The 25,071-nt window shown below is 44.0% G+C and carries 20 protein-coding genes; 7 read left to right on the forward strand and 13 right to left on the reverse strand.

The annotated features are described in order from the left end of the window. Positions 1 to 42 precede the first annotated feature (42 nt). From BUB99_RS10020 to BUB99_RS10030, 3 genes are all read right to left on the reverse strand, one after another. Positions 43 to 2,598, reverse strand: a complete 2,556-nt coding sequence (locus BUB99_RS10020; protein ID WP_073122093.1) for a CHAT domain-containing protein — start codon at positions 2,596 to 2,598, stop codon at positions 43 to 45. 38 nt (positions 2,599 to 2,636) lie between these two features. After that, complete coding sequence (locus tag BUB99_RS10025; RefSeq protein ID WP_073122095.1) at positions 2,637 to 4,631, reverse strand: PKD domain-containing protein; 1,995 nt, start codon at positions 4,629 to 4,631, stop codon at positions 2,637 to 2,639. A gap of 335 nt (positions 4,632 to 4,966) precedes the next feature. Beyond that, positions 4,967 to 5,995, reverse strand: a complete 1,029-nt coding sequence (locus BUB99_RS10030) for a hypothetical protein (protein ID WP_073122097.1) — start codon at positions 5,993 to 5,995, stop codon at positions 4,967 to 4,969. A gap of 108 nt (positions 5,996 to 6,103) precedes the next feature. Between BUB99_RS10030 and BUB99_RS10035 the strand changes: the two genes are divergently transcribed. From BUB99_RS10035 to BUB99_RS10050, 4 genes are all read left to right on the forward strand, one after another. After that, positions 6,104 to 6,700, forward strand: coding sequence for an RNA polymerase sigma factor (locus BUB99_RS10035; RefSeq protein ID WP_245816824.1), 597 nt, complete (start codon positions 6,104 to 6,106; stop codon positions 6,698 to 6,700). Further along, positions 6,700 to 7,437, forward strand: coding sequence for a tetratricopeptide repeat protein (locus BUB99_RS10040; RefSeq protein WP_073122101.1), 738 nt, complete (start codon positions 6,700 to 6,702; stop codon positions 7,435 to 7,437). The genes BUB99_RS10035 and BUB99_RS10040 overlap by 1 nt, the downstream gene beginning before the upstream one ends. Positions 7,438 to 8,261: 824 nt before the next feature. Further along, entirely contained in the window at positions 8,262 to 8,828 is a 567-nt protein-coding gene (locus BUB99_RS10045; RefSeq protein WP_073122102.1) for a Crp/Fnr family transcriptional regulator, read from the forward strand. A 63-nt stretch (positions 8,829 to 8,891) separates the two neighbouring features. Further along, the gene (locus tag BUB99_RS10050) at positions 8,892 to 9,344 is read left to right on the forward strand and encodes a DoxX family protein (RefSeq protein ID WP_073122104.1); all 453 of its coding nucleotides are present in this window, start codon (positions 8,892 to 8,894) and stop codon (positions 9,342 to 9,344) included. 275 nt (positions 9,345 to 9,619) lie between these two features. Here the strand turns inward: BUB99_RS10050 and BUB99_RS10055 are convergent, their stop codons facing one another. Together BUB99_RS10055 and BUB99_RS10060 are read right to left on the reverse strand one after the other, a co-directional pair. Further along, on the reverse strand, positions 9,620 to 10,513 hold the full coding sequence (locus BUB99_RS10055; RefSeq protein WP_073122106.1) for a DMT family transporter: 894 nt from the start codon (positions 10,511 to 10,513) through the stop codon (positions 9,620 to 9,622). A gap of 69 nt (positions 10,514 to 10,582) precedes the next feature. Beyond that, positions 10,583 to 13,372, reverse strand: a complete 2,790-nt coding sequence (locus tag BUB99_RS10060; protein WP_073122107.1) for a FlgD immunoglobulin-like domain containing protein — start codon at positions 13,370 to 13,372, stop codon at positions 10,583 to 10,585. Between the two features lie 167 nt (positions 13,373 to 13,539). On the opposite strand from BUB99_RS10060, the gene BUB99_RS10065 reads away from it, so the two are divergent. The 3 genes from BUB99_RS10065 (at position 13,540) to BUB99_RS10075 (ending at position 16,357) form a co-directional block, all read left to right on the forward strand. Beyond that, positions 13,540 to 14,469, forward strand: coding sequence for a glycerophosphodiester phosphodiesterase (locus tag BUB99_RS10065; RefSeq protein ID WP_073122109.1), 930 nt, complete (start codon positions 13,540 to 13,542; stop codon positions 14,467 to 14,469). A 7-nt stretch (positions 14,470 to 14,476) separates the two neighbouring features. Continuing rightward, positions 14,477 to 14,977: a hypothetical protein gene (locus BUB99_RS10070; protein WP_073122111.1), complete on the forward strand. Its 501-nt coding sequence runs from the start codon at positions 14,477 to 14,479 to the stop codon at positions 14,975 to 14,977. A gap of 243 nt (positions 14,978 to 15,220) precedes the next feature. Next, a complete protein-coding gene (locus BUB99_RS10075) occupies positions 15,221 to 16,357 on the forward strand; it encodes an acyltransferase family protein (protein WP_073122113.1) in 1,137 nt (378 codons plus the stop codon). A 6-nt stretch (positions 16,358 to 16,363) separates the two neighbouring features. On the opposite strand, the gene lysA is transcribed toward BUB99_RS10075, so the two are convergent. The 8 genes from lysA to BUB99_RS10115 all read right to left on the reverse strand — a co-directional run bounded on the left by lysA (position 16,364) and on the right by BUB99_RS10115 (position 25,068). After that, on the reverse strand, positions 16,364 to 17,527 hold the full coding sequence (gene lysA, locus BUB99_RS10080; RefSeq protein ID WP_073122115.1) for a diaminopimelate decarboxylase: 1,164 nt from the start codon (positions 17,525 to 17,527) through the stop codon (positions 16,364 to 16,366). Positions 17,528 to 17,588: 61 nt separating this feature from the next. Further along, positions 17,589 to 18,605, reverse strand: coding sequence for a dipeptide epimerase (locus BUB99_RS10085; protein WP_073122117.1), 1,017 nt, complete (start codon positions 18,603 to 18,605; stop codon positions 17,589 to 17,591). 15 nt (positions 18,606 to 18,620) lie between these two features. Continuing rightward, positions 18,621 to 19,880, reverse strand: a complete 1,260-nt coding sequence (locus BUB99_RS10090; RefSeq protein ID WP_073122119.1) for an NAD(P)/FAD-dependent oxidoreductase — start codon at positions 19,878 to 19,880, stop codon at positions 18,621 to 18,623. Between the two features lie 483 nt (positions 19,881 to 20,363). Beyond that, the gene (locus tag BUB99_RS10095) at positions 20,364 to 21,053 is read right to left on the reverse strand and encodes a M15 family metallopeptidase (protein WP_084190490.1); all 690 of its coding nucleotides are present in this window, start codon (positions 21,051 to 21,053) and stop codon (positions 20,364 to 20,366) included. 10 nt (positions 21,054 to 21,063) lie between these two features. Further along, positions 21,064 to 22,524, reverse strand: coding sequence for a M14 family zinc carboxypeptidase (locus BUB99_RS10100; RefSeq protein WP_073122537.1), 1,461 nt, complete (start codon positions 22,522 to 22,524; stop codon positions 21,064 to 21,066). Positions 22,525 to 22,536: 12 nt separating this feature from the next. Beyond that, the gene (locus tag BUB99_RS10105) at positions 22,537 to 23,217 is read right to left on the reverse strand and encodes an N-acetylmuramoyl-L-alanine amidase (protein ID WP_073122122.1); all 681 of its coding nucleotides are present in this window, start codon (positions 23,215 to 23,217) and stop codon (positions 22,537 to 22,539) included. 130 nt (positions 23,218 to 23,347) lie between these two features. Then, the gene (gene murQ / locus BUB99_RS10110) at positions 23,348 to 24,175 is read right to left on the reverse strand and encodes an N-acetylmuramic acid 6-phosphate etherase (protein WP_073122124.1); all 828 of its coding nucleotides are present in this window, start codon (positions 24,173 to 24,175) and stop codon (positions 23,348 to 23,350) included. A gap of 20 nt (positions 24,176 to 24,195) precedes the next feature. Next, positions 24,196 to 25,068, reverse strand: a complete 873-nt coding sequence (locus BUB99_RS10115) for a hypothetical protein (RefSeq protein WP_139280964.1) — start codon at positions 25,066 to 25,068, stop codon at positions 24,196 to 24,198. Positions 25,069 to 25,071 lie beyond the last annotated feature (3 nt).

Raw genomic sequence — 25,071 nt, forward strand, 5'->3', positions numbered from 1 at the left:
AATCTCCTCCATTATCCATTTAAACCACACTAAGCTTATTGTTTATATAAGACCTCTTTTATAAACATACCATCCCAAAAGCAACAGCAAACCGCCTAATACAACACTCAACCAGATCCAGGTCATAGAAGTAGCAGGAGCTATTTGGTCCGGTGCACCGAGGTAAATAAAGGATGCCCAATAGTAAGGAGACTTTTTCTCTTGGCTCAGTTTGGTATCATCGAGGTAGTTGATTTTGGCCTGACGGATCGCTTGATAGGGATATGCATTGTCGTGGTAGTGTTGGTAAAACCTCTTCATGAGCTCCGCAGTGGCTTGATCATTGACTCTCCAGAGAGAGAGTAGTACGTTTTTGACCCCTACTTGCACGAAAGCAGTCGCCAGACTCTGAGGACTTGCTCCCTGATAGAGCAGTCCCAAACCCGTCTCACAGGCACCTAGTACCATGAGCGAAGCGGACAATTCCATACTGCCAATCTCTGGAAAATAAAGCGTAGAATCGATAAACTGGATCGCAGGCGGATCATGCAGATAGCCCCCAGAAGCATGGGTCGAGAGATGAATGATTCCATAGTTTTTAGCCTCCTCCATAAATCGTCGTTTGGTCGCTTTTTCCTTACTATAGTACTGCCCCTTGATTTGTTCCCTAATTGCGGACGCTTCTTGCGCACTGTACTGCAGATGAAGATTCGTGCCAGCAAATTCAGGAAAGAACCCCAATAGCTTATGATCTCCCGATGTACTAGTCCGTTGCTGCTGATAAAGTTGGGCAGAATAGTGATGAAGCAAAGTCGTTTGGCGAAGCAACCAGGGCCAATGGGCATAGTTCATCCCGACTGCTGTCTCGGTCAGCAAAGCATCAAACGGTACAAAATTAAGTAAGCCGTCCGCTACCACCATCAGCTGCGAAGGAGTTGTATCTCCGAGCAATTGACTACCTAACCGTTCCGCTACTTGAGCGTACTCCATAGGTCGTTCATTGATGTGTTCGGGGCTAGAAAAGAACTGCAACAAAGACTTACTGTCTTCTTTGAGTTGGTACACAGCGGTATCACGGTGCATCGTGACCGAATGAGGTGTCACTTCGAATCGATAATAAGCCTGCTTACCTACAAAATATGCCCAGAGTTGAAGTCTCTCCCGATCCAACCGCTTTTGCAAACTGTCAAGATCGAGTAATGAACGCTTCAAAATACCCTGAAAGGAGCCATTCGTATTGGCCTCAAGCCGGATATGGTTTTGCTGATCGATGAGTTGCTGTATCTCTTCTAGTCTCGCTCCAGACCCCTTGGCTCGAGCTTGTGCCAACTCCCCTTCGATTTTAGCCTGTCGTCGCACCCATTTTCTTCGCGACGAATCAGCATCATAGCTAGCAATCTGCTGCCGTAGTTCTACAGCTTTGGTATGCTCAGCTACTTGCAGTGCCAGTGCTGCCAGTTGGGTCTGAGGGACTACCTGATATTGCTGATAGAGTAGATACAAGATTTTTTCTGTCCGTTGTCTTCTTTCTCCTTGCTGTAGGAGAATGGACTTTCCATAATTGTAATGCTGCGCTAACTGATCTTCCACCCTAGCACTTTTGTGGTAGTAACCCATGGCCAATTTGAATTGTCCGAGACGCACCAAAACATCAGCCATACCATCCATAGCTGCCTTAAGTGTATTTTCTGCATAGAGCAAAGAATCATGAGGCAAACCACTATTCCACTCTGGGATCAACTGATGCAACGCCTTTTCGAAGCTCTCTTTGCTCGGAACCCATCGTCTCGTACTCATGAGCAACTGCCCCAGTTGGACATGCAGTTTGGCCAGTCGTCGTGGTTCTATCTCTTGTAGTTCTTTACAGCGCGCTAAGGCTTTTTGTGTCGCAGCGATGGCACTGACCGTATCTTCTAACTGTAGATACAGAGAAGCCTGATTAGACCAATGATCAGCCTGTAGCAGATCAGACACACTATTTTGCTCGAAAAGGGTTTGCGTTTGCGCACTGATTTGCTGAGCCAATTCTAGTTGTTGATCTAGCAGATAGGCATGAGATAGATTGACAAGAGTTCTGACCTTTTGATCCACTTGCTCTGGAGCGATCAAAAACTCCGCTTGCCGCAGTAGATCAATGGCATTCGTCACTCGACCCGTCGATTTATACACGATCGACAGGTTGATCAAAGCAGTGATTTGTTGCTCTCGGCTTTTGTTTTTTTGTGCTTTTTGGAGATAAAGCTGAATGATACTCTCTGCGCTACTGTAGTCACCAATCATACTGTAGGCATTGGCTAGAGGAATCAGCACATAATCAATCAAGTCATAGCTTTCGACAGGTTGACCCTTGCCTTCTATCCAAGCCTTTTCATACGCTTGTATCGCTTGCGTCACTTGCCCGTACTTCATTCGATAGTAGCCTTCATTGCTATACAGCACACAAAGCGCCAGATGCTCATCCGCTTGCGTGGCAGGTCGCCAACTGTTGTTTTCTATGGCATCAAAAATACTGAGGTTCTCTTTCGTAGGGTGTGCCAAAAACTCATCTAAGGTCGCATAGATCAAACCTTCTAGATCGTCTTGGGATCGAAAAGTATCCTGCGCCCACGTGACCTGCATCACCAAAAGACATAGGAACAGCAAGCAAAATTCCCGTATTAGAATCGCCATATCAGATACATCGACCACTGATGATTCGGCTGATTGAGCAGGTAAGAGTAACGAAAACCAGCACTAGGCCCTATCCGTGCCAACCCGAGATTGACATCCACGAATGCACCAGGAACAATTCGTTGCGCCCCCGTATCAGCACTTCCCTCATCTACCCTACTTAGATCTGGATTAGGCTCCAGTTGATCGCTTCCTTCAAACCGAATATAGTAATCATACGCACGCTCGTAATCCTCCGTCTCTTTTAGTTTCATATTGAACTGAATCCCAGCACCAAAACTTACAAAGTTGGCCAGATTGTAACGGTACGATATTGGAATCAAAGTCATCGTCAGGTAATCAAAAGAAGACTCCTCATATATATCCTCTATTTCCGTGATCGCCTGGCGATCCGTTTCTGTCTCTGTTCGGGTCTGACTCTGGCTTTCATAGCTCCCCTTGCCTAGGAGCAGTTCGGCTTGTAGGTAACCTCGGTCGGGTTTATAAGGAGCTATCGTCGCTCCTGCATAGTATTGGCGACTCGCACTGAGGGAAGGAATAGCAGTATAACCCATCACCGCACCGATGGATATACCCGGTTTGAAATACGACTTGCTGTAGTTAGTCAGGATGGGCTCGTTCTTGTCAAAAATGATGGCGGTACGACTGACTGTATTCTTTTTAGGCACATCCTTTTTGAGCGCAATCTTGTATTTTACAAATCCCTTCGTCGAGTCATATTCTGACACTCCGGGTTGATTACTCCCTGGCAAATATATGTTTCGAAAGACAAATGACATTTGCTTTTCGCCCCGAATGGTATCCAAACAACTGATGGTAATAGGCATGGATCCATCAGGACAGATCGGACACGGTGGATGCATATCCAGCACCTCTAGCGTCGATTGATCCAGATGCTCAGGCACGTCTACATCCAAACGGATTTTACTGGCTGGTCCTTCGCCATTGTTCTGAAAACGAATTTTGTACTTGAGCTTTTTATTCTTGGCAAATCGATAGTTGAGTCGAGTATCCGATACAGCCATTTTGTTGGGGTCATGCGAAGTGGTGATTTCCATCTCTAGATCCTCCACTTTGTGTGCACTGCTACTTCGATCTGGCACATAGATACCACGTACCTTGATGATCGCACTGGTATCCTTCAGCATGTCAGGTGTAGTCTCTAGTGTCATGAAAAAGTTACGCTGCTCATTTGGCCTCATGTCTCCAAACTCCAAGATAAGCCTGTCGCGAAACGTATGCTCTGATTTATCTAAAGTCTGAATCAAGGGTGGATGCTCAGTAGAGTCCCCTCCACCATCGGCATAGAGCCCCGCAGGACTCCCCATCCCTACCCATAACTTATCGGTTTGAAAATCCGATGAATTGAACAGTGCTGACAGCATCGGTGATTCGATGGTACGCTCTCCGTGATGTGTGCGTACATCGACCATTTTGAAGTTGTCTGCTCTAAATTTGTTTTCATTGTAGTAGACATAAAATTTGCCACTACTAATCTGCTGGCTCGTGTTTTCGTAGCGCAGCGTCACCACCATCTGTTCATTAGGTACGGGTTCTCGGTTTTTGAGCATCGCTATCCCTCCAAAACTCTCATAAGTACTATCCTTGACAGGTTCATAAGAGGTTTGGTTTACGGTTACTTTTTTGGGACGGCTAGGTGGTGCTTTTCCATTGTCATAGTTGTTGGTGACCTGAAGATGAACCTCCTGCTCTCCAGGGTTTTCATAGGTATGTTCTGGCGCTTCGTCCATACTATACGACCCGTCTCCAAACTCCCAGAAATAAGTATAGAAAGGCTCTGGTGCACCGGGTATTTGAATCAAAGGTGGTGTATCTGCTGAGAGCTTGACTTTATTTTGATCTTGCTCGATCAGTATATTGGCTTCTCTAAGACTATCTGTAGCGATGGGACTTTGTGCTTGACTAGCCGTGCCATATACAACTGATAGTATCAATAAAAGGAAGGGTAAATTCTTTCGCATAGATGGGGTGGATTGTAGGTTATGTGTCTGTGATACTTATAGAACCAAACGCACTCAAAAGTACCAAAGTATAATTGATTCTTTATTAGATACAATTTTATTCTAGTTAAGAATTAACATTTAGGCTATAAGCAGCGCAGTAAAAAGCACGCACAAAAGAAGAAAGCGTGTAATCAGATTTATTATCGTGTTGCGTTTCATGATAGTAGGGTTAATGTTGTCTAAAAAGAGAATGGAGATTAAAACATGCTTTCACCTCTATTCTGTGACTACCAAAAACAAAATACCACTTGGCAATCCAGAGGTGGTATCTTGAGCTGGTCAAAGAGATCTACTTAGGGTAGATCATTGATCAATTGTGTGAGTTCACTTTCGGTAGTAGGCATCAGCGCATCCACTACTTCGACATGATCTTCGGTTGTAGTGGCGGATTGAATCGCATAGTGATACTCGTCATCCACGATGGACACTACGATGAAGTGTACATCGATCCCTATCGGCATCATCCCGTAGTGTTCTGAGAACAATTCGTCCTCTGGGAAGTACGTGTCGAAACGCGCCAATGCAGCAGGTTCCCCGTCATAACTCAAGTACACTGCACAGTTGGTATCATCATAGCCCTCTGGCACATCTACGAACACAGTCGTCTTAGGTAGGTCAGAGCTATACCATTTGTCCAAGTTGGTCCAACCGAAATCGTTGAGGAAGGCATAATAAGTCCCGGCATGTTGTCCACCGCCCGTGCCATCTGCACCCTGACCGACTGCTTCCAATCCTCGGTTTTTCTCTTCTTCCCAGACTACATCACAGTCCGCCGTCTCACAGTCTTCATTGGCATTGCCAAATATGCGCATGTCCATGTCTAGTGAGTCGGTTTTCACCTGTAGCTGATAGCCCATGTTTTCTTTCATAAATACCGCTTCGCCATCTTGCTTCACTTCGATATAGAATTCTCCACCTGAGATGAGCGTAGCTCGGGTACCATCTCCCATTTGGCCCATGGTGGGCTTATTGCCCAGCAGCATATCTGCGCGTCCGAATATTTCTATAAAAGTCACATCCACAGAACCTGTCACTGGCTCACCATTCGCATCCACTAACCCCTCCGCAGGGATGGACAGTGTACTTGTTCCGCTTTTGCTGCTCCATGAGCCTCCTTCTGCTACATCGAACGCAAACGTCTCTTTGCGTTCATTCAGCTGCTCAGTGAAACTCTCATTGAGTGCTTGGCCATCTGGCTCAGGCAATATTGGATCCAAGATATCTTCGCCTTTATTCTCACAGGCACCTAACATAGCCGTTGCTGCAATACCTAGTACTACTACTGGCTTTTTCAAGAATGAAATAAATTTGTTCGTTTTCATAATGTTCGTTTTTGGTTTACACTCCTAGATCAATACTTCCCCAGTTTGTTACCCCCTCTCTCAATTTTTTTTTCATAATTTGCCTTTTCAGAATAAAAACCGCCTCTATTGATAAATAGAACGACCAACATGACAGAAGACCAACATAGTGACCAACGCTACATTCAGGGACTGCTAGAGAATGATCGGCATCTGGTGCAGGAGATATATGAAAAGTTTGCCCCTAAGGTGGTAGCCTTCGTGAAAAGCAATCAGGGAGATGAATCGTCTGCCAGTGATCTGATACAGGACACACTGATCGTGATCTACCGTCAGGCACAGGACAAGGGACTACTACTGACCTGTCCGTTTGAGGCCTATTTTCTATTGCTATGCAAACGACGCTGGTGGAATCAACTAAAAAGTCGAAAAACAGAGGTAACAATCGAGGACGAAACGCTATCTATAAACGAAGGGCAAGACGAGCTCGTCTCACTCAGCGAAGTACATGAAGCAAAATGTACACTGTTTGAGAAAAAATTTGAAGCACTGGGTGATAAGTGCAAAGAATTGCTTCGTCTCTCACTGAAACTAGACTCGATGAAAGAGGTAGCAGAAAAACTCGGCGTAAGCTACGCCTATGCCCGCAAGAAAAAATCTACCTGTATGGGGAGTCTTACCGAAATGGTACGCACCTCTGATGAATATAAAAACTTGAACACATAATGAGCCAGGAAGAAAATTATATACTGATAGAGTCCTATATACAGGGGGATATGGAAGCCTCAGAACGCAAGGCGTTTGAAGAGCGTCTAAACACTGAGCCTGAGCTAGCCGAACAATACCGAGTGTATGAGGAGACTTGGAAAAGCCTCAAATCAAGCATCCAGCGAGAAGCTCACGAATCAGAGCTCAAGAACAGCCTGCAACTCGCATCCCAAGCCTATTTTGCGAAAGCAGAAGACACACCTGTACTAAAACCCAAAAGACCATGGTACTTGGCAGTCGCAGCAGTAGTGGCTTTGCTGGTAGCTGCAGTGTATGTATTCAACATGGGTAGTCCGCAGTACGGTGACTATGCACGGTATGACGCCTTGAGCCTCTCGCTAAGAAGTGATGATCCCGATGCAGCCTTGAGAAAGAAAGCAGAAACGGCTTTTAATGCGGGCGACTACACTGCGTCGGCCAACTACCTCAAACAGATCAGCGATAAGAATGACAGTGTCAAGGCCTTGTTCTACCTAGCGCTCAGCTATATAGAAACAGGAGACTATCAGCTCGCCAATACGCTACTGACCGAACTGCAAAATGGCACATCTGTGTACAAACACCGAGCAACTTGGTTTCGTGCACTTTGCTATCTCAAGCAAAATAAAATGGATGAATGCAAACAATTGCTAGAGCAGATACCAGTAGAAGCGCAAGACTATCAACAAGCGCAAGATCTCTTAGAGGCTATGTGAGACGAGAGAGGGTAGAAACGAGTGACAGGTATCCTATAGACTTTGTTAGAAATCCATAAGGTCATCAACCCTGCATAGCCTCTGGTACCGTTATACCCACTTCTCGTATTACAAATATTCAGCTCGATCGGAAATGCGACCGAGCGGGTCTTTAAGATCAAAGTACAGGTAGTGGATCAAAGGCTTTCAGATCGCTTTGAGGAAAGTAATAAAGGTTCGGGTTTCTGCTTGCGCAAGCAGAAGGTCCACCTTGGGCAAGCAGACAGTTGAGCTTGCACAAGCACAGGCTCCCTCTTGCGCAAGGAGAGAGTCGACCTTGCGCAAGGCCAGATCGCCGCTTGAAGTCTTCTCAGTCTTAGGGTTCGTACTATTTAACTTTATTAAAACCTTGTCTGAAATGCATCAATCGCACATTGTCTTCAATCAACCTTTACATAATCAATAGAGTCTCCGACAGGGTTTGTCTAGCAGGATTTTTCTACCTTCATGCTGAGGTCTGCTTATAAATTCACGGATAGTTGATGAACCAGCAGCATATCTGTATCGTAGTGCAAGAGAATATGCAGCTCGGAAAGGTTTGCTGTCAATAGAGGTGATCGAGTAGCTGATCCGTGTCGGAGACACTGTTTTTATAGGATTGATTTTCAGTCGCCCTGCGGAAGACCTAAAACAACAGGTATTCGACTTTACAAAAGTCGAACAGCGGGTTCTTATATACTACATGTTCTGCTCTGATCGCATTGCAAATGCTCAAACCATACCATCCTCGTTACAAACGAGGACGATTTGGGTAGAAGATCAAATTGTTACAACAAAAACTACAGATGAACCAGATTAGACAGTTTATTGAGCGCATTACGCCTATGAATGATAGTGATTGGCAGTTTTTCTCTTCCAAACTAAAAACTATAACCCTTCACAAACACACACACCTTTTGGAGATGGGAGAAACAGAAAATGCACTATCCTTTATTACCAAAGGAATAGTCAGACTCTACATCCCCAGAGCAGAACAAGATTTAACCTTTGGCTTTTTATTCGAAAATGAATTTGTGACTGCCTACGATTCCTTTTTGACACAAATGCCCTCCGAATACCAAATAGAGACGTTGACAGAAACCACTTTGTGGAGAATATCGCATCGAGACTTACACGAAGTGTACGAGCAAACCCACAGTGGCAACATCATTGGACGCAAAATGGCTGAAAAGATGTTTTTGATCAAGTCCAAAAGAGAACTTGCTCTATTGAGCAAAACGGCAGAAGAACGGTACCTAGATCTATTTTCCGACAGACCAAAGCTACTGCAGCAAATCCCACTAAAATACATCGCCTCGTATATCGGCGTGACACCACAGGCATTGAGCAGAATCAGAAAGCGCATTACTTAACCTGGGTTCATTGTTTCTGCGCGCATGCTTTCTGAACTTTGCATTTCAATTATTCAGACAAACATGAAACCACTCATTGTACTTATACTCAGCTTTGCCATTTCCATTGTAGCAATTAGAATCACCCAAAAAGACTATGATTTTGGCCTATCTGCTAGAATAGCTATGTCGATCATGCTAGCTTTTACTGCGATAGGACATTTTGCATTTACCAAGGGCATGTCTATGATGATCCCACCATTTATTCCCTTTAGCGAAAGCATAGTTTACTTCACTGGTGTTTTTGAGATCCTACTCGCCATCGGCTTACTTATCCCTCAGCTAAAAACGATCACAGGATGGGTACTAATTGTTTTTCTACTACTCATGCTTCCTGCCAATATATATGCATCCATTCATCACGTGAACTACCAGAAAGGAACATTCGATGGGTATGGTCTCCTCTATTTATGGTTTAGAATCCCTCTGCAGATCCTATTCATTTTATGGGCATATTTTAGCAACATACGAGCTTAGCATCGCTATCTCTTAATCTAAGACCAGAAGGTAACACGCATTACGCCAAAAAGGCTAAACGCATGATGCTATTGAAGCATCACTCTTTCTTCTCCTCATGACTAGTCACAACACCCCTCCCAATCCCTCGTTTTGCAACGGCTGGTCATTCTATGAAAAACAACTGCTATTGATTGTTTAGTAGATGCTAGAGTGTATATAGGGTGTAATGGTATGTCAAGAAAATAGGTTGCAATGGCGTGACACTAGATAGAGCAGATACGTTACAAAACCAATCAAGCCACTTTCACCACCTTCTTTTTGCGCAGTGCGAACAGGTTGCCTAGTATAATCAAGGCAATACCTCCAAAGGAATATGCGGTGAACTGATACCCTTCGAAAAGCGTGGACAGTACGATAGAAATGATCGGGATCACCACCAAAGCATAGGCAGCCTTGTCTGCTCCGATCTTCCCGACTAGGGTCAGATAAAAACCAAAGGCGATGATGGAACCAAATATGGACAAATAAAGCAGAGACAACACATACTGAGTCGTCCAGACAAAGACGAATTCTTTGCCCAGCGCTAGACCGAGTAGCGCCATCATCCCGGCACCATATACCATACTGTAGGCATTGGCCTGAATCACGGGTACGCCTGCGGCGGTATTTCTGGCAGAGGCGAGATTGCCCAGAGATGCCAACAGTACTGAGCCCATCGCAATCCCAGCACCCCAAAGTATCTGATCAGAAAATGCCATTGAGAAAAACTCACGGCTAAAGATGAGCAAGGTACCTGTCAACCCAAATAACGCACCGATGATGACACCACGGTTGATCGGCTTGCCCATGAGTAGATAACCGAGGATAGAATTGGCAAATACAATGGTAGAAAACGCCACCGCCATCAGCCCGCTAGGGATATACTCTTCGGCCTTATAGGCCATCCAGTAGTTGATCCCAAAAAGAAAAGCGCCCTGTAGTGCCATAAAAAAATGTTGCCGTCCCGAAAACCGCATGGGCAGTTTCTGAATCCAGCAATAGAGCATCATTATCACTCCTGCCAGCACATAGCGATAGACGACCGATATCAAGGGATCCACTACACCGAGCTGAAAGGTGATGACAAACCACGTCGATCCCCAGATCAACGCTGGAACAGCATAGAGAAGAAAATTTCTATTGGGCATGGTTTCAGTTTTGGGTTAATGAAAAATACTCTTACGCAGTAGACCCAAAAAGTTTCCTGCATAGTGGTATTAATTCCTATAAAGTAATTTTCCAGATTTCAAGGCACCATCATAATAGACACGGTAGAAGTACATCCCTGGATCGACCGGTGTGCCAGTAGCATTGGTTCCATCCCATGTGACCGACACTTCCCCAGCAAACTGCTCTGCATTGAGGATGGTTTTGATCAACTGTCCTGCACTATTGAGTACTTGTACCACTGCCCTTCCTGACTCAGGGATACTAAACAACAGGGTCACTTGATCCTCAAAAGGATTCGGGTAGGCAGTCAGAACCTCTATACTACCTTCCACTGGTTCTGGGGTAATCTCCAGTGTCCCCTCTATATTGGTCTCAAAGGTGCCATTGCCATGCGTCGCTGCGATGAGTTTGCCATCTGACGAACGGTAATCCAGCATACTAACGACCGAGTTCCCAATAGATTCGTCAGCCTCTTTGACCCACACTGTCTGCGCGCCATCTAGGGCTGTAGTACTGTACAGACCTGTACTTGTACCCAAGAAATACAAGTAACTGCCGTTTTGTAACGGAACAATCTCGCACCAGCGCACACTCGATCCACCTCCACTGCCATCTGGGTTCTCCTCCATGTTGCCACTGACATCCACTACGGTCTGTCCCCCATCCGGGGTAAAAAACACACTCGGAAAATGATAATTGGAGTAGGTAAACATCGTACGCTGAGCATCTGTCGGATCTATCGCTATGCTCGATATATATCCACTAGACTCTCTACCAGCATCATCTTGAATCACATGTTGGTACACAAAGTCTGTTTGTGCGGTATCGGTATTGGTATATATGGTCTTGAAAACTGCTCCATAAGACGTACCGTGATAAAGTACATGCGCAGGATGCGTAGATATATCGAGTGACGAAACGGCAGAACTCGACCCCTCGGTACTTGCGATCTGAGACCAGTTGACTGATGTAGGGTTCTGCTTACCACTAGGGATTTGTTGGAGGTTATCGTTGCGCCAGACGACTCTACCAGCCGCCATATACATGCGGTTATAATTGTTGGGGTCTAGCATGTATGGATTGATAAAAAGATAGCCCTCTCCCCCCACTGGGTCTACCTCCGCAAAAGAAGTCAACTCATTCTCTTTGTTGAGTGTCAGTCTATAGGTTTGACCACTTTGGAAGGAGACGTACCAGAACTTTTCTTCTGGTGTAGTGGCCGCATAAGAGCCATCTCCACCTAATATTTCCTTCCAAGATGAGTTTTCACTCGCAAAAACCTTCATATAGGTACCATTGTCCTGCATACCGCCAATCGCCTTGTTGCTCTCTTCGTCTTTGGATAGTGCTATGGTATAAAACTGTGAGGAAACATAGCCCTTATTGCGAGCCTGCCAGGTCACCTTAGGCGCTAAGATTTGGGACGTATAGCGCACACCACCATCATTGGCAGAGAGAACCTGATTCGGGTCAGAAGGCATAAACAACAACTCATGCTGATCAGGGTGATGCCCTGGGTATTTGGCAGCAGTCGTCCCATCTGGGTCATAGCCCCCTATCCATGTCGTCTGATCCGACGAACTAAACCCGTTGGTAGAGCGGTAAAGATTAGTCCCTCCCAAAAACACGATGTTAGGATCTAGGGGGTGCGCTCTCGCTAGGACATTGTAGGAGTCTTGGGTATCGATAGCAGGTAAGGTGTCTTGGACTGCTGGCAAATATTGTGACCGATTCTGCCAGTTCGTCCCATCAAACCTCCAGAAATTCAAACTAGCAGATTCGGTCAGTACATAAAGCCAATTTCCCTGACTAGGGCTATAAGTCATCACCGTGCGGTCATGCTCTATCGGGAAGCCAAATGGCGTGATTTCCTCCCACACGTCTACGGCATTTCTACGATAGACTCCTGCGTACTGCGACCGATACCCCAGCGCCGTAAAAGAACTCATGCTCGCATACAGCTGTCCCGCATCTGTGAGGAGCACACTGGTATAGAATGGCGCGCCAGACTCATTAAGATCCTCTATCGGTGGTACGAAGAGCTCGGGATGCAAAAGATCAGGTCCTAACACCACATCCCAAGTTTGCCCTCCATCGTCGGACTTGACGACACAGCCATACAATGCCGCATACACGCTACCGGACTGATCCACTACAATATCCCAGACATAGTTGAACGGGCTCTCGAAATCCGCAGGTCGATTCATACTCGTGCTCACGAGCACATCCCAAGTCTCACCTCCATCTACCGATCGGTAGATGCCATCTCCACGATAGGGCGCTCCTGATGCACGGGACGAACTACCACGTAGCTCACCTGTGCCGTAGTACCATATATGCTCAAAACCCGGACGGGTATCCTGAGCGATACACGTCACACTGTTGAGCATGGCTGGATGAGTCGTTCGCTCCCAGTTGATCCCCTGATCCGTCGAACGGTACATCCCGCCTGATACAGCACCTGCGAGCCAGATATTTTCGTCCGTCACATCTATCGCTAAGGCTCTGGTTCGTCCACCGACATTGACCGGGCCGAGAGGCCTCCATTCAGAGGCGGTCACTCGGGCTTTGTGGTTTTGACCCGCCAATACTTGCCTCGCATAGTTAACCTGATGCTGATTGATCAGCTCAGGGATTTCATGTGTCGCAGGGTCTACGAGCTGCATCCGCTCAAACGCCGCGCGAGCATGAGGATCCTCTTCCGTTCCAATCGCACTGGGGGCATCTATGATTATTTCTTTCCTCTCTACTCTCTCCTGTTGACATCCTGATGCGAAGGCTATGATCAGCGTCACGGTTATCGCTATCTGACAATTAATCAATCGTTTATACTGCATGAAAATTCGTTCTGATACTCCCCTATTCAAAAGGGCTAAAAAGCTAGCAGGCAAACTAATAAAAGACTACCATTTCAAATGCCCATCCTATACCTTCGCGCATTTTTTAAGTTAGTATACTTGTAGTATTTTTAAGCCCAAATAGTTCAACTTTCTGAAAGCAACGTATGAATAGTCGCAACTTTATCTGGTACGCACTCCCAATGATGTTATTTCTTGCCATGATGTGGCTCTATGAACCATGGTTCTATCAACGCTATGTGGTAAGTGACGATATAGAAGATATCAAAAAAAGGAACTTCAAGATCGTAGGACACAAAGGTGCCTCTGGTGTAGCTCCAGAGAATACGCTAGCGGCATTTCAAAAGGCCATGGATATGGGAGCAGACATGGTAGAGATCGACGTACATTATACGCTAGATGGCGAAGTGGTCGTATTCCATGATGAAGATGTGGACCGTACCACCAACGGCACAGGAAAAATCCACAAAATGACTCTTGCTGAAGTCAAACAACTAGATGCAGGCTCATGGTTCGGAGATCATGAACAGTACAAAGGGGAAAAAATCCCTACCCTACAAGAGACACTAGAACTCATCCATGGCAAAATGGAATGCGTCATTGATATCAAATCCAAAGGACACGAGTTTTACGATGGCTTTGCAGCACGAGTCATTGAGATCATTGACGAGTACGAGGCAAAAGAATGGGCGATCGTACAAGCCTATGACGAAGCGTATCTCGAAGAAGCCTACGAGGCAGACTCTACGGTACAGCTCAAAAAAATCATGATGGGTGAAGAGGAAACTCACATTCTAGCATTTTATATCAATGCTAAATCATTTACCGATCACCGTAACAAACACGAATTCTATAATACACTCAACCCACATTTCACGACACTCTCACAGCGCAGACTCTTTCGCTTCAAGGCCCGTGGATACAAAGTGTTTACCTATGTCGTCAATGAGCGTGAGAACATGATCAAAATGCTCAATATGGGAGTAGACGGAATCATCACCGACTTCCCAGACCGTATGGTAGAGATCAGAGAAGAACTCGAACAGCTGGATCAAATTCGAGCCTCTAAAGATTAAATCAGATTTGGCACTTCGATTCAAAAACGGAGAAGAATACTACAATAAAATATATACAGTATTTAATCTCACAGTAGCGATCACGCTGCTCCCCTTTGGGTATTTAGTCCTAGAAAAGCACAGTGGCAATCTTGGCGTGATGTCTCTAGGTTCATGGCAGCTTTGGGCTGTTTCGCTTCCTGCAATAGCGACTCTAGCCTACTTGACTTGGCGTACACAACAAGTACATCAAAAAGAAAAAGAAATCGCCAAAGAGCAATCAACGCTAAGAGCTAAACTATCAGCCTACTACGCTACACTATACAAGCGGTTTTGGATATTCGCAGGTATCAACATGGGCTCTACGATCATGCTGTATATCACAGGAAGTGGTTTGTTTATCATGACCTATGTTGGCTCCATGATTCTACTATCCCTGAGCCGTCCGACTCTTAACCTCATTATCGAGGAACTGAAACTCAATCCAGAGGAAGAAAAGATCATTGTAAACAAAGAAGAAATCGTCTAAGTCGAACTTCTCTCTTTTTCACGAAACATGAATCTTTTGACAGAACAACGTTCGGTCAAACAACACTGGCCACTGACTGTACTTGCAACCGCTCAATCCCTTCACAGAAACAATGTAATCCACTCGAAACAAGTTAAAACCCTCAACAAATATGATTTTACACTTAGATACACTCAATTAATTGCGTTTTTTATGCACTTTTACATGCATATTGCACATAAAGCATTAACTAGTATAAATCGCATGACACAAAACATAGCTCCCCAAAAAAACCAACGTTTACTTGCGTTAGATGTATTTAGAGGTATGACCATCGCTTTTATGATATTGGTCAACACACCTGGATCTTGGTCGCATGTTTTCCCGCCACTGCTCCACGCATCTTGGCATGGGGCGACTCCTACAGATATGGTTTTTCCATTCTTTATTTTCATTGTCGGTGTGTCTATGTTTTTTTCCTTCTCGAAGTTTGATCAAGGCCTGACCTCTGAACTGACGAAGAAAATCATCAAGCGAACGATTACTATATTCATGATTGGGCTTTTGCTCAACTATTTCCCTTTTTTCAATCGCTCATTAGACACGCTGCGAATCATGGGGGTATTACAGCGAATTGCACTAGTATATGGAGCTGCTTCCTTGATCTGCATCTCAGTATCTATCCAGTCGATTTGGAAAATCGGTACAGGAATACTACTGACCTACTGGGGGCTGCTGTATTGGTTGGGGGGGGCTGAACCTTTCTCTCTAGAAGGAAACATTACTACCGCAGTGGATTTAGCCATACTTGGAGAAAACCACATCTACAAAGGGTTCGGAATCCCATTCGATCCTGAAGGGCTATTGAGTACCCTACCTGCCATTGTCACTGCGATGTTTGGCTATCTAGCCGGCTACACCGTACAGTCCTTCAATGACAAGAATTTATTAGTCAAAAATCTACTCTTAATAGGAACGAGCACTGTACTTCTTGCACTGGTATGGGATACAGTATTCCCCATCAATAAACCTATTTGGTCTAGCAGCTATGTTTTGTTTGCTGGCGGTATAGCGTGCATTACACTGGCACTATTAATAGAGATCATTGACATTAGAGGCTACAACAGGTGGACCAAGCCCTTCATCGTTTTCGGGATGAACCCTATGATAATTTTTGTTTTTTCTGGAGTACTATCCAAGGTAATGGTCTACATCATCACATGGAAAGACGCTGAGGGCGAAACGGTGAGGTTCTACCGCTGGTGCTATGAAACCATCTATATGGGAGCGTTTCCTAATCAAGCCAAACTCGCATCCCTCTGTTTTGCCATGACAGTGGTCAGTATCTGCTGGGCATTTGGCTATGTACTGTACCGAAAGAAAATTTTTATCAAGGTTTAGCCCGTCCTACACCTCAGCGTGTAGCGCCGAAAAAAACTGCTGTGCATTTTCTTCGTCAGAGAACATGGGTTGGTTTTCACCTCTCATGTTATACTGGGTCGATAGGACACTGCCATAGGCTCCTACCGAACGTATCTGCAACAAATCACCTCTTTGTGTTGTAGGCAAAACATGTTTCCCAAAAGTGTCTGTGCTTTCACAAATGGGCCCTACGACTTCATACTCATGATCTGGAAGTACAGAACTCACATTCTGAATCACGTGCCTGGCACCATACAAGGCAGGCCTCATCAACTCTGACATTCCCGCATCTATGATTGCAAAATCCAATTCCTTAGTCTTCTTGATGTAAAGCACCTCCGAAAACAAATACCCTACCTGCCCGACAAGCGACCTACCCAGTTCAAAATGAACTTGCTGGTTATCATAAATATTAAGGTACCGTCTATAGTTTTCAAAATAAGTGTCAAAATCCGCTATTGGGTTCGCATCAGGTTTTTTGTAATCAATACCCAATCCCCCACCAACATTGACATTGGCTGGATTATATCCTTTGTCACGAAGTGCCTTCTGCAAGACATTAACTTCTGTGCATAATCTTACAAAAGGAGATAAGTCTTCGATCTGAGAGCCTATATGAAAATGTAGCCCTGCAAAAACCAAACAAGGGTATTTCGCTAGTTCTTCCAGCGCTAGCCACAGCTCATTTGCGGGAATACCAAATTTATTACGTAAAGTTCCCGTTGTGATATTTGGATGAGTCTTCGCATCTATATTTGGGTTGAGTCTCAAGTAAACATTCGCTGATTTTTGCAATTTATTAGCCACCTCGGCGATCACTACCAGCTCTTCTATCGACTCACAGTTAATCCCATGTACTTCACTCGATATGGCTAGTTCCAATTCCCAATCCGTCTTACCCACTCCTGCGTAGACAATTTGATCCGCACCAAACCCCTGTTCTAACGCATACCTAACTTCACCCCCACTGACACAGTCTACTCCGAGTCCGGTAGCTTTCATTTTTGCTAAGATTTTAGCCTCGGCATTCGCCTTTAAAGCATAGTGTACATGAAAAGAACTATCCCCTCTGGCACGCACCATCTTGGATAGCGTCTGATCCAATAAGTCTAAATCGTAGTAATAAAAAGGTGTTTGTATCTTTTGCATTTTAGGGTTTCAATCTTTATTCTAAATAAGGTTTCAAGACTATTAAGTCGTCTTGGCAATCTCAACTAATCAAAGAAGAGACTCCTATGCCTGCCGAATCTGGCACCACGATGGTATTGTTAGCCAAACGTACACCATCAGCGATCTCACTTTCTAGCAGCAAAAAACCATCCATATCCACATAGTCTAGCAACGGCAATAGCTGAGCTATAGCCGAGATACCTACTGATGACTCTGTCATGCATCCCACCATCACTTTCATTCCATAGGATTTTGCTTTACTAATCATTCTTCTGGCTGGTGTCAATCCCCCACACTTCATGAGTTTGATATTCACGCCGTGAAAGAAACCATAACACCGCTCGATATCACCTTCGCCTACAATACTCTCATCAGCGATGATGGGCAAAGGGCTTTTTTCATACAAAGTCTTCATCCCGAGCCAATCGTCAGCTACCAAAGGCTGTTCTATAAACTCTACACCTAGCCCTATCATCTCGCGGGCATTAATGAGCGTCTCTTCTACTCCCCACCCACAGTTGGCGTCCACCCGAAACTTCGCATCTGTGAGCTTTCGGAGCTCTTTGATGATCGCGATATCTTCTTTGGTACCTAGTTTTATTTTATAACTAGGCCATGGGAACTCCTCCAGTTTCTGAGCCATTTTCTCTATTGTATCTATCCCAATCGTATAGTTAGACACCAGGTTATGTGAGCTTTCCTCCCCCCATAGTTTGCTCAGCGAGACTCCTTTTGATTTGGCATAGAGATCATTGACAGCTACGTCTAAAGCAGACTGAGCAAAAGAATTAACAGACATCTCAGTAGACATATCTACCCAAAACTCCTCAGGGCTTTGATACTGATAAGACTCGATCTGCTCACGATTGACTTCCAGTATGGCTCTCATCTCTTCTATGCTATAGCCATAATATTTGCTAGCTGTCGCCTCTCCAAAACCTGAAAACTGCCCATCTCGTAACTCCAAAATCAAGGATTTCTGAATATCTCTAGAATCGTGTGCAATGCTAAACCTGTGTTTCAGCTTCAAATCATACTCGTGTAATATTAGCTTCATTTACTTTGTGTTGGTTTAGTTAAAATTGCCTCTCAGCGCATAATAGCTAGGATCGATGTGTGTCTCTTTAGCTGTCAAAATCTCAGAAACGAGCTTACCCGTGGCAGGTCCCATACTGAGCCCGAGCATATTATGACCGCAGGCCATAAGCATATTTCTATACTTCGGGGCATGATCTATGATAGGTAAGCCATTGTTGGTCATCGGTCTCCAGCCATACCAGTGTTCCAATACATCATCTGTGTATGGATCTCTCAAATAGATATTCGCTGCCTTTTTAAGTGCATTGAACCGAACCTTATTCAGCTCAGTATTGTATCCCGCAAACTCCATGGTACCTCCTAGGCGATAGCTCCCATTCCATGGTGTAGCAACCACCTTTTTCTCCTCCATGATACAGGGCATTTTGGGACTAAAACCAGGAGACTTCATTGTAATACTATATCCTTTACCTGGGACAATGGGAATTTTCAAATCTAGATCATCAACTACTTTGGGAGACCACGCTCCTGTCGCTAGCACTATATTTTTAGCTTTGAAATCCCCACGGTTGGTATTAATTCCTGTTATCTGATAATTAGCACTTTCAAACCCCACTACTTCCGTTTCTTCAAAAAACTGAACTCCTTTTTGTTTGAGTGTTTTCTTGAGTCCTGCTACCATCAGATCAGGTTTAATGGATGCATCGAACCGATACCACCATCCTCCATGTACGTTTTCACTCAATGCTGGCTCTTTTTGATATAATGCATCACCCACCATAGGATCTGCCATCAGCTGCATATCCAAGTCCGTCAATCGACGATTGATCGCAGCATGCTTATCAAATGCTTTTTCCGACTCAAAAGCAAACATAATCCCCTCATCAGACCAATTACAATCAATATTCTCCTCCTTAATGATATCCTTAAACAATGCCTTTGAACTTAGCATCAAGTTATTTCGCCCCTCCATGGCTTTTTGCACCTTATCAGCACGAGCATTGAGACCAAACCCCAACATCCATGAGATAAAATTGGCATCTAACTGAGGACGGATATAAAATGGAGAATCACTCTGAAAAAGCCATTTCATGGCTTTCATCATCAGTTCCGGACTATTGAGAGGAAGCGCGTGGCTAGGACTGACTAAACCACAATTGGCATGAGAACAGGCATCCTTGGGCGCACCCTTTTCTATGATTGCGACTTCTACTCCTTCCTTTTGTAAATAATATGCACAAGAGAGTCCTACAATCCCTCCTCCTATGATTATCGTATCTATGTTTTTCTTCATATACTATTATCTATAACAATTTTAAGTGAGTCAATCTTTACAAAAAGGAGTCACACAATTTCCCCATCACAACCCATATCAACTGAAAGACAATTAATTACACACGTCACATCACAGACACATATAAAGAACTCACCGAAGATACCTGTCAATCAGCGTCAAAAAAGAGCATAAACCCGAGTGATGCAATAACACCATCAACGTTAATAGAAAAAGAAAAACAGCTAATAGGGTTTGGGCTTTTTGAGAACTGAATCTCAGTTATAGTTTAACCCTATTATCGGTTAAAATCTTATGCTTAATAAAACGCTGTTTACCTCATAGACCACCTTACATTTAACTCTCTAATTTTTCAATACATAATTCACTGATTGCATAATTCAGGATCAATGAATACTTGTGGCATTCACAAAATCAAACATTCAAGTACATCATTAGTACATGAAAAAAATAAGCAACACTAGGATGGTATGGATCAAAAAATCAACGAACAGGAAAATCAAAATACTGATTAGGAAAAGGCTCTTGGTTTAATGTATAATGCCACCACTCCTTACGATAATGCCTAAATCCATATTCCCGCATCGTAGCTTTCAGTAATTCTCTATTGGCTAATTGTGTTTTGGAAACCATCGCCTCATGATGAGACCGAACATCAAACATGTCAAAGGGGCTACCCATATCCAACGGTCGCTTCGTGTACAGATCGATCAAAGACAAGTCCACGCTGCTACCCCTAGAATGTCCAGATCTATGGGCTATATATCCCAACTGAAACAACCGACTCTTTTGAACATGAGGATAAAACACAGATTTCATTCTACGATCACTAAGATCGGATGCCCACCTAGAAAAATGATTAACCGCACGCTGTGGTCGATAGCCGTCATATACGATTAGGCCATAACCACGCCCATTCAAATCCTGCTGCACCTGTGCAAGTGCCTCTCCTGCCTTCTGAGACAGAATCAATACTGGAGCCTCGTACCCATCGATGGTATCTCCTACGAAGTTATTGGTAGAATAATACCGCAAGTCAAGCATAATAGTAGAATCGAGTGTCTGTACATACACAAAGCCATTGGGTAATTGTGCAGATACCGACATAGACAAGCTTAAGATCAATGACATGACCATCACCCAAAACCCCTTTGCTATGTCTACCCTACACATACGCTAAAAACTACCGAACAATCACACCATTTTTTATCTTGAGCTGATTTGATTTCACATCATACAAGAAACCATTAAGCACTACATAGCGAACATTTTCGTCCTCCATCAGCAGAAATGTAGCACCACTTCTCAGCTTCAAATCAGCTTTTAGTTTATCCATATCAGCGGTAGTTGTCAGGTTGATCGGCCACTCACTGTACTTAGTCTCTGCAGAGATAGAATCTGTTTTGATCCACGCTTTACCTTCTCTCAGATAGCCTAGCAACTCATCCGTACTGATCGCTAAACTATCGCTCGACCCGTCTACCACTCCTGCCTCTCGATAGGTCAATCCTGTAGCGTCCAAAGTCTCAAAGCCATAATAGGTTGACAAATCTCCCACCTCGGAAATTTTTCCCACAAAATGATAATCATCATGTGCCTCATTATCGATTTGATAATGATGTATCCCAGCGTCCATCCGGTAAGGCTTTCCATTTCGGACGTAAGTCAAATTTTCTATTTTTAGATCAAATAGTTTTCTGTCGTTTTGAGGTATTTCTTCATAACGGTCTATAGACACCTGAGCATAACTCTCGTCCGCTATACTGAAAATAGCAGCAAGAATAGACATGTAATTGAGTTTGCGAATTTCCTGCTTGTCGGGATCATTGTACTGACCTCCTGACTCGATCAAAATAGCACTAGTCCCCCATTTTTGAATATTGTCTCCAAAGGCGCGAGGTTCGAAATCATCCGAATAACGTCCTACTTGACCAGGTACATATTTTTGGATAATGTCATTCATCAATACGATGACTTTCATGGCATTGGCTCGGACATCGTTGATGTCCTTATCATAATTGTAAGCAGGAGCTAAATAAGAAATCGTAGCTGGTTTAGCCGTGCGCTCAGCATTATAATAGCGACTTTGGTCGTGAAGGTTAAACCCAAACTCAGCATCCAAACTATCCCGAACCGCCTTGAGGATTTGTCCCTCTGATGTTTGCAAACGTAGCGCGTCTCTGTTGATATCAATATCAAGCGCATTGCGCCTTTGAAATACCTCAGCACCATCTGGGTTCAACATAGGCACAAAATGCAACCGCACCTGTTTCAGCAATTCTTTTTTCTCTTTTTTAAACGATTTTTTATCCGACAAAAAGTTAAGCATATCGAAAATCGCCATAGTAGCCGTAGATTCATCACCATGCATCTGAGACCATAGCAAAATATCAGTATCTCCAGTACCTACAGAAATCATAGAGACACTACGTCCATCGATAGAATGCCCTAATACACTAACCTCGAATCCTTTGATCTCTTTATACTGTTCAATGAGCGGCTGTATGTCCGCATGTTTGAATCTTAGATGTGTCAGCGTCGGCTCACGATAGTCTTCATATCCCTCGTATAACTTGTCAAAAGTCGGTTGACTCATCGCTAATGTCGGCAAGAAGAATAGGACTAAATAAAATCTCTTTATCATATCTATAGACAACTATTGTAGAGGTGTTTTCAACTTTGGCTCAGGCAATGGCAAGAATCCCAAATCATCCGTCTGCTCTCTAATTGCAGCCATAAAAGCTTTGCCTGGATCAGACTTCACGGTACGGTAACCAGCATCTTTTTCCAACCACAGATCATGCCCTTCGAACAATGTATACTCGTCATGGCCAATCAAATATTGAATATCATACTTCTCTTTGAGATACGAAACGAGCCATACATTGGCTTTGACCTGAGAGGGAGTTAACGGTACTGCATCCGTACCTCCTACATTCTCAATTCCTATGGCGCAGTGATTGAGTCCTATGACATGTCTTGCCATGTAGTTCTCTGGCATCAGGCGATATATAGTCCCATCTTGATTGACCAAAAAATGAGCAGATACGTTCAGTGCTCCTGCTCCTGCAATCTCTGGCCTCCAGTTGGGCAACTTAGAATTTTCGAAAGCTGCTATAGACTTCTCTAATGTAGGAATCACCGTATAGTGGACTACAATCATCTTAGGATCGATCGTCGGCTTCTCCTGTACCAGACCATAGTGTTCGTCGAGATACTGCAGAGTCAAATCCACTCGCTCTTGATCAAAACTAACCGGTCTATCCACTATCTTGTTTTCCTCACAGGAAGCAAAGACCATCAATACCAATACCCAAAGACAAATCTCATTTCTCATTTAAACAAATATTAAATTGTATCGCAAGTACTAAAAAGAATTTTGTCCTGACCTTTTAATCACCGAAACATCGCCAATTAAAAGGTCAGGACAAAACCAAAATACTATAACGAACCTTAGCCTGAACACATTACTTACTTAATACCCCTTGCGTTACGCCCTTATAGTTGTCCACAGCATTTCTTACGGATTTATACTTATCCAATAGTTCTGCCGCAACATCGTGTTCTACGCCAGTTTCTTCGATAATCATACGAATAGCGCGCTTTACCAGTTTCTTATTGCTTAATTGCATATCCACCATTTTGTTGCCCTTTACTTTGCCCAGCTTGATCATGACAGAAGTCGAAATCATATTGAGCACTAGTTTTTGAGCAGTCCCTGCTTTCATACGTGTACTTCCTGTAACAAACTCAGGACCAACAATCACCTCGACCGTATGGTCTGCGACAGCCACCAGTTTGGTATCAATATTGCAACAAATCCCTCCAGTGAATATCCCCATCTCTTTGGCTTTTTTCACACCACCTACTACATAGGGAGTATTACCTGACGCAGCGATCCCAATCACTGAGTCTAACTCATTGATATCATACTTGGATAGTTCTTCCCACGCCAGATTCTCATCATCTTCAGCATTTTCAACAGCTACTCTAATCGCTTGATCTCCTCCAGCGATGATCCCGACAATCAATCCCTGAGAGACGCCATAGGTAGGTGGACATTCTGATGCATCCAGAATACCTAGTCTACCGCTAGTACCCGCTCCTATATAGAATAACCTTCCTCCCTTTTTCATTCGTCTAACTATACCCTCGACCAATAGCTGGACTTGAGGTATTACTTTCTCTACAGCTTTGGATACTCCATGATCTTCTTTATTGATATTAGACAGTAATTCTAATACACTCATTTTATCAAGATCACTAAAGTTAGATGGTGATTCAGTTATCGTCATATCTATTCTTTTAATGTGTATTAATGTGTTTTTTGATTGGTTTTAATATACTCGATCAATTGATCTATAGGTTTCTCGTTCACTGCTCGCAAGTCAAACTCGTAGACCTCACATAGTTTTTTCAACATGGTTCTAAAATGATATGCAATGGATCCAACAAACCCTATTTGACAATAGCCCAACTCACTATATTTGGATAAACAATTGTCAAAAAAAGCTCTAAACTGTGACTCTAAAACGTTTTGAAAGTAACGATGATCCCCAAAAGCTTTAGATATAGGAGCCACGAAACTTGCCATATATCGATTAGGATATGGCTGTGAATAAACCTGTGTCAATACGGACGATTCCGTAATATTGAATTGTTCTCTTATGAAATTTTGAATTTCGGTAGGCATGACTCCTCTGAGGTAGTCAGCGATCAACTGACTACCTATCTGATTACCACTCCCTTCATCTCCTAGGATATAACCTAAACTAGGTACTCCTCTCTTTATCTCCCCATCTTCATAATAACAAGAATTGGAACCCGTACCTAGTATCGCTACTACACCATTATCATCCCCGAACAAAGATTTAGCTGCAGCAATCAGGTCGCTATCCACCGTCAGTGTCGCTGATGGAAACAGTGATGACAACCATTCTCTGACACTCCCGCTGGACTCTGTTCCTCCACAGCCTGCACCATAGAAATAGACCTCATCTACCTGCTCTCCATGGATAGGAGATAAATACCCAGCCTGATCCTCTTCTATTTGACCACTACGTTGCAAGACAGGGTTGATCCCTGGACTGGAAAAAGACTTAACTGATCCGTCTGGATCTATCAATTTCCAACTGGTCTTGGTCGAACCACTTTCTGCCAACAAAATCATTTGCTTATGACTATTCAACCT

This window comes from Reichenbachiella agariperforans (genome assembly GCF_900142205.1).
Lineage (GTDB): Bacteria > Bacteroidota > Bacteroidia > Cytophagales > Cyclobacteriaceae > Reichenbachiella > Reichenbachiella agariperforans.

Excerpts from the sequence above, each read along its gene's own strand:
- BUB99_RS10020 (WP_073122093.1), bottom strand. The coding sequence starts at position 2,598 with ATGCAGGTCACGTGGGCGCAGGATACTTTTCGATCCCAAGACGATCTA.
- BUB99_RS10025 (WP_073122095.1), bottom strand. The coding sequence starts at position 4,631 with ATGCGAAAGAATTTACCCTTCCTTTTATTGATACTATCAGTTGTATAT.
- BUB99_RS10030 (WP_073122097.1), bottom strand. The coding sequence starts at position 5,995 with ATGAAAACGAACAAATTTATTTCATTCTTGAAAAAGCCAGTAGTAGTA.
- BUB99_RS10040 (WP_073122101.1), top strand. The coding sequence starts at position 6,700 with ATGAGCCAGGAAGAAAATTATATACTGATAGAGTCCTATATACAGGGG.
- BUB99_RS10045 (WP_073122102.1), top strand. The coding sequence starts at position 8,262 with ATGAACCAGATTAGACAGTTTATTGAGCGCATTACGCCTATGAATGAT.
- BUB99_RS10050 (WP_073122104.1), top strand. The coding sequence starts at position 8,892 with ATGAAACCACTCATTGTACTTATACTCAGCTTTGCCATTTCCATTGTA.
- BUB99_RS10055 (WP_073122106.1), bottom strand. The coding sequence starts at position 10,513 with ATGCCCAATAGAAATTTTCTTCTCTATGCTGTTCCAGCGTTGATCTGG.
- BUB99_RS10060 (WP_073122107.1), bottom strand. The coding sequence starts at position 13,372 with ATGCAGTATAAACGATTGATTAATTGTCAGATAGCGATAACCGTGACG.
- BUB99_RS10065 (WP_073122109.1), top strand. The coding sequence starts at position 13,540 with ATGAATAGTCGCAACTTTATCTGGTACGCACTCCCAATGATGTTATTT.
- BUB99_RS10075 (WP_073122113.1), top strand. The coding sequence starts at position 15,221 with ATGACACAAAACATAGCTCCCCAAAAAAACCAACGTTTACTTGCGTTA.
- lysA (WP_073122115.1), bottom strand. The coding sequence starts at position 17,527 with ATGCAAAAGATACAAACACCTTTTTATTACTACGATTTAGACTTATTG.
- BUB99_RS10085 (WP_073122117.1), bottom strand. The coding sequence starts at position 18,605 with ATGAAGCTAATATTACACGAGTATGATTTGAAGCTGAAACACAGGTTT.
- BUB99_RS10090 (WP_073122119.1), bottom strand. The coding sequence starts at position 19,880 with ATGAAGAAAAACATAGATACGATAATCATAGGAGGAGGGATTGTAGGA.
- BUB99_RS10095 (WP_084190490.1), bottom strand. The coding sequence starts at position 21,053 with ATGTGTAGGGTAGACATAGCAAAGGGGTTTTGGGTGATGGTCATGTCA.
- BUB99_RS10100 (WP_073122537.1), bottom strand. The coding sequence starts at position 22,524 with ATGATAAAGAGATTTTATTTAGTCCTATTCTTCTTGCCGACATTAGCG.
- BUB99_RS10105 (WP_073122122.1), bottom strand. The coding sequence starts at position 23,217 with ATGAGAAATGAGATTTGTCTTTGGGTATTGGTATTGATGGTCTTTGCT.
- murQ (WP_073122124.1), bottom strand. The coding sequence starts at position 24,175 with ATGACGATAACTGAATCACCATCTAACTTTAGTGATCTTGATAAAATG.